Source organism: Zavarzinia sp., assembly GCF_049306435.1.
In the GTDB taxonomy this organism is placed as follows: Bacteria; Pseudomonadota; Alphaproteobacteria; order Zavarziniales; family Zavarziniaceae; genus Zavarzinia.
Window position 1 is genome coordinate 1 of sequence record NZ_JBAQRT010000353.1, and the last position, 4,237, is coordinate 4,237.

Here is a 4,237-nt window from a genome sequence, read left to right on the forward strand (position 1 = left end):
GTCCCGGGCCTCGGCGGCTTCGCGTGCGCGGGCGGCGGCGTTTTCGGCGGAAAGCCGTTCGGCCTCGGCGCCGGTGGTCTTCAGCTGCTCGACGACGCGGGCGATATCGCCGATCTCGTCACGGCGCCCGGTCCCCGGAATGGGCGCCTGCCAGTTGCGCCGGGCGACTTCGCCAAGCCCGCCCAGAACCTCGCCCAGCGGCCGGGTGATCGAGCGCATGTTGATGATATTGGCGAGTCCGAGCAGCGTGGTGCCGAGCAGGCCGACGATCAGGATCGTCAGACGGCTGTCCGTGGCGCTGCTGTTGGCTTCCATGGCCGCGGCGTCGACGGAGGCCGCGATCATCTCGCCGATGGTGCCATTGGCGGTCTCGAGCTGTTCGAAGGCGGCCTGGAACTCATCGATCCTCGCCCGGGCCGCCGCATGGTCGCGAAGCGCCAGATCGGCGATCGCGTGAGCCTGCGCGATATAGGCTTCGAGGGCCGGGGTCACCGCCGTCAGGGCCTCGACGAGATCGCGCGGCAAGGGCAGGTCCTGATTCTTTTTCAGGGCGTCGCGGAATGTCGCGGCGTGATCGGCGATGTCCGCCCTCACCGCCTCGGCATCGGCATTTTCCATGAAAGCCCCGAGGACGTCCGCCCGCAGGGCGTCGTGCATCATGTCGGACATCATGAAATTGTGCTGCGCCCTGGAAATGACAGCCGTGTCGCTCAACGCGGTGCCGAGGTTCCGCGAGGAGACGAGCCCCACCGCCCCGACCACCAGGGTGATCGCCATGGCCGCCGCGGCCAGGATGACGAGTTTCTGCTTGATCGACATGAGCGCAATCCGTCCTCGTTCCTTAGGTTCTTATCCGGCGATTCTGGCTGACGATCCTGAATTTCTGGTTAGGGTCGCCGTCGTCGCGCAAAAAGCCGCTGGTAAATGACATTGATGTCAATTATCCGAGAGGAAATGCCCGGCGGGGCCAGAACAAGACAAACGAAATGGGGAGTGCCATGTTCAATCTGAAAGACAAGGTCGCGGTGATCACCGGCGCCGCGGGTGGTATCGGGCGCGGCATCGCGCTGGCGCTGGCCAAGCGGGGCTGCCACCTCGCCCTCGCCGATATCGACGAGGCCAATCTGGCGAAGACGGCGGCCGAAATGGCGGCCCGGGGCGTCCGTGTCACCCATTACCGGCTCGATGTTTCGGACGCGGCGCAGATCGCCGCCTTTCCGGCGCGCGTGCTGGCCGATCACAAGGGTGTCGATCTTCTGTTCAACAATGCGGGTGTCGCCATCGGCGGCACCTTCGAGCAGGTTTCGGAAGCGGATTTCGACTGGCTGCTGTCGATCAACCTGTTCGGCGTCATCCGCATGACCCGTGCCTTCATGCCCCTGCTTCGTGGCAGCGAGGAAGCGCGGATCGTCAATCTGTCGAGCCTGTTCGGCCTGATCGCGCCGCCGGGCCAGACCGCCTATGCCGCCAGCAAATTCGCGGTGCGCGGCTTCTCGAACGCGCTGCGTCATGAACTGGAGATGGAAGGCGCGAAAATCGGCGTCACGGTCGTCCATCCGGGCGGCATCGCCACCTCGATCGCCAAGAACGCCCGTGTCCCCACGGGCATGAACTCGGCCGAAGTCGACAAGCAGCTCAAGGATTTTCAGGTGTTCCTGCGGATGCCGCCGGAGCAGGCGGGCGAGATCATCGTGCGCGCCGTCGAGGGGCGGAAGACGCGCGTGCTGGTCGGCAATGACGCCAAGGCCGCCGGCCTGATCGAGCGCCTGATGCCGGTGAACTACTGGAAGCTCATCGGGCGATCGCTGAAGACCTGAGCAGGGGCAGCGCCGCTTCGGCCCGCCAATTGTCGCGATCACGGCCCCGAGGGCGCGCCTCGGCCGGATCGTCGGCGCCGTCACCTTTTGGCGGCGCCATGTCCTGTTCCCCTTCGGCCAGTTGCATGATGGCGATCGCCATCTGCACGCCGCCGAAGGTCAGGCCGGTGGCGAAGGTCAGGGCGAAGGTGGCGATGAAACCGTCGGGCGAATGAAGGATCAGCGTGCCGAGGCCGTTGATGTCGAGCAGCAGCATGGCCCCGACGAAGACGATGGCGACCATGAAGCCGAGGGCGGCATTGCGGGCGAGCAGCCGGACCAGGGGCGGCAGCCCTGCCCCGCCTGACGGGAAATCTGGCGGGGAATGATGTCTCGGCTTGCGCATGGGCGGGCCCCCTTTCGGATCCGGTCCCCCAGTCTGTAACCGGGGGACCGTTGTCCGCAAGGGCCTTGGCCGGGATCAGCCCGGCATCCGCTCGTGGAGCGCGGCGCCATCGGCGTGCGGGACCCAGGGCTGGCTGCTGGCGCAGAAGATTTCCGCGCTCGGCTTCAGCCAGCTGGTGTCGTCGAAGGTGCCGGCCTTGACGATCACCATGCCCGGCATCACCGCCGCCGTCGTCGTCACCGGCGAGCCGCAGGACGGGCAGAACGAGCGGCTGACCGGATGGCCGCTGTCGCCGATATCGGCATAGGTCTTCAAGTCGCCGGCCAGCTCGAACGCCCCTTCCGGCACGAGCGCGACCACGGAAAACGCGGTGCCGGTCGATTTCTGACAATGCGTGCAGTGGCAGACCATGGTCGCCACGGGTGCCTGCGCCAGCGTGTAGCGCACGCTGCCGCACAGGCATCCGCCCTTGTATTCGGTCATCCTCGAGCCTCCCTATGCTTCGGTGAGCGCGCGGCCGTTTGCTCTTTTTCTCAATGGACGGCCGGTTCGCGCAGAACCTTGCAATAGAGGTGCCAGGTGGCATGGCCGAGGATCGGCAGCACGATGGCAAGACCGATGAAGCCGGCCAGGATGCCGATGGCGGTCAGGCCGCAGACGATGACGCCCCAGACGGCCATGACGAAGAGATTGGCCTCCACCGCCCGCAGGCTGGAAACGGCGGCGGTGATGACATCGGTATCGCGGTCGAGCAGCATGGGCACGGCGAAGACGCTGGTCGCGAAGATCGCGCCGGCGATGATCCCGCCCGAGACGATGCCGGTCAGGCCGAACAGGAAGCCCTGGCTGGTGGTGAAGACGCGGATGAGGAGATCATCGATGGCGACCGGCTCCATGCCGTAATAAAGCCCGTAGATCATGGTCGAGACCTTGTCCCAGGCGAAGGTCGCGATGAACAGGTAAAGACCGAACAGGGCGATCTGGCCGCCGCCGTGGCGGGTGAAGGACAGGAGGACTTCCGTTCCCTCGATCTTCTCGCCGGCCTGGTCGCGCCGGCTGATCTCGTAAAGGCCGAGGACGGCGAAGGGGCCGAACAGCAGGAAGCCCGACAGGGCCGGGAAAATCATGTGGCCCCAGCCCATCTGGAAACTGATCCAGATGCCAACCGCGCCCAGCACGACATAGAACAGACCAAAGCCAAGGCCCGCCACCATATGGCGGTTGTAGTCGGACAGACCGGAGACGAGGCTCGCCTTCAGGTCGTCGATGGTGATGCGACGGGCGACGGGCGGCGCCGAATAGCCGTGCTCGACGGGGGGATGGATGGTGGCCTGGGCCATGCGCTGCGCTCCCTGTGACATGTATTGATCGGGCGATTGGTCATTTTGTCGCACCCATGGCCGCATGGTGCAGGATTTCAGATCGTCGTCAACCGTCGCCTTGGTCGGATACCCGCGTTTCACCGCCATCCAGAACCATTGACTCTCCTCTCCGGCGGGGAGACTATATGGAACATACCATGAACAAAATGACCGCCATGCCGACGCAGGACCAGTTGCGCCAGACCATCGCCCGTCTCGAAGCGGCGGCCCCGGGGACCCGGGCGGCCGGGCGGCCGGCTCTTGCCCGCTTCGGCATCGAAGGGCTGGACGGGGCATTGGGCGGCGGTCTCGCCGCCGGTTGCCTGCATGAATGGGCGGGACCGGCCGGGGCCGGGCTGTGCTTGCGGCTGATGGCGGGCGCCCTGCCCGGCCCCCTGCTCTGGGCCGGCACAAGCGCCGGCTTTCGCACCGCGGGCTATCCTTACGGCCCCGGCCTGTCGGGCCTTGGCATCGATCCCGGGCGGCTGCATCTCGTTCCCGTGCGCGAGGTGGCGGAGGCGCTCTGGGCGGCGGAGGAAGCCTTGCGCTGCCCGGCGCTGGCCGCCGTCCTGCTGGAATTGCCCGGCGATGGAAGGGCGGCGGATCTGATCGCGACTCGGCGTCTTGCCCTTGCCGCGCGGGAGGGCGGCGGCTTCGCCTTCATGGTCCGGCAC

Annotated in this window: 5 protein-coding genes and 1 pseudogene; 2 read left to right on the forward strand and 4 right to left on the reverse strand. The window is 66.5% G+C overall.

The features are described 5' to 3' along the window. Positions 1-819, reverse strand: an 819-nt coding sequence (locus tag WAZ62_RS20500; protein ID WP_422645394.1) for a HAMP domain-containing protein, incomplete at its 3' end; no start/stop codon positions are given. A 179-nt stretch (positions 820-998) separates the two neighbouring features. Here WAZ62_RS20500 and WAZ62_RS20505 point away from each other — a divergent pair. Beyond that, a complete protein-coding gene (locus WAZ62_RS20505; RefSeq protein WP_422645395.1) occupies positions 999-1,817 on the forward strand; it encodes an SDR family NAD(P)-dependent oxidoreductase in 819 nt (272 codons plus the stop codon). Here the strand turns inward: WAZ62_RS20505 and WAZ62_RS20510 are convergent. From WAZ62_RS20510 to WAZ62_RS20520, 3 genes are all read right to left on the reverse strand, one after another. Next, positions 1,792-2,202, reverse strand: a complete 411-nt coding sequence (locus WAZ62_RS20510; RefSeq protein WP_422645396.1) for a hypothetical protein — start codon at positions 2,200-2,202, stop codon at positions 1,792-1,794. The genes WAZ62_RS20505 and WAZ62_RS20510 overlap by 26 nt on opposite strands. A 75-nt stretch (positions 2,203-2,277) precedes the next feature. Next, the gene (locus WAZ62_RS20515) at positions 2,278-2,685 is read right to left on the reverse strand and encodes a GFA family protein (RefSeq protein ID WP_422645397.1); all 408 of its coding nucleotides are present in this window, start codon (positions 2,683-2,685) and stop codon (positions 2,278-2,280) included. Between the two features lie 50 nt (positions 2,686-2,735). Beyond that, the gene (locus tag WAZ62_RS20520) at positions 2,736-3,542 is read right to left on the reverse strand and encodes a DUF2189 domain-containing protein (protein WP_422645398.1); all 807 of its coding nucleotides are present in this window, start codon (positions 3,540-3,542) and stop codon (positions 2,736-2,738) included. Between the two features lie 179 nt (positions 3,543-3,721). Here WAZ62_RS20520 and WAZ62_RS20525 point away from each other — a divergent pair. Then, a pseudogene (locus WAZ62_RS20525) lies at positions 3,722-4,237 on the forward strand (hypothetical protein); the annotation flags it as partial.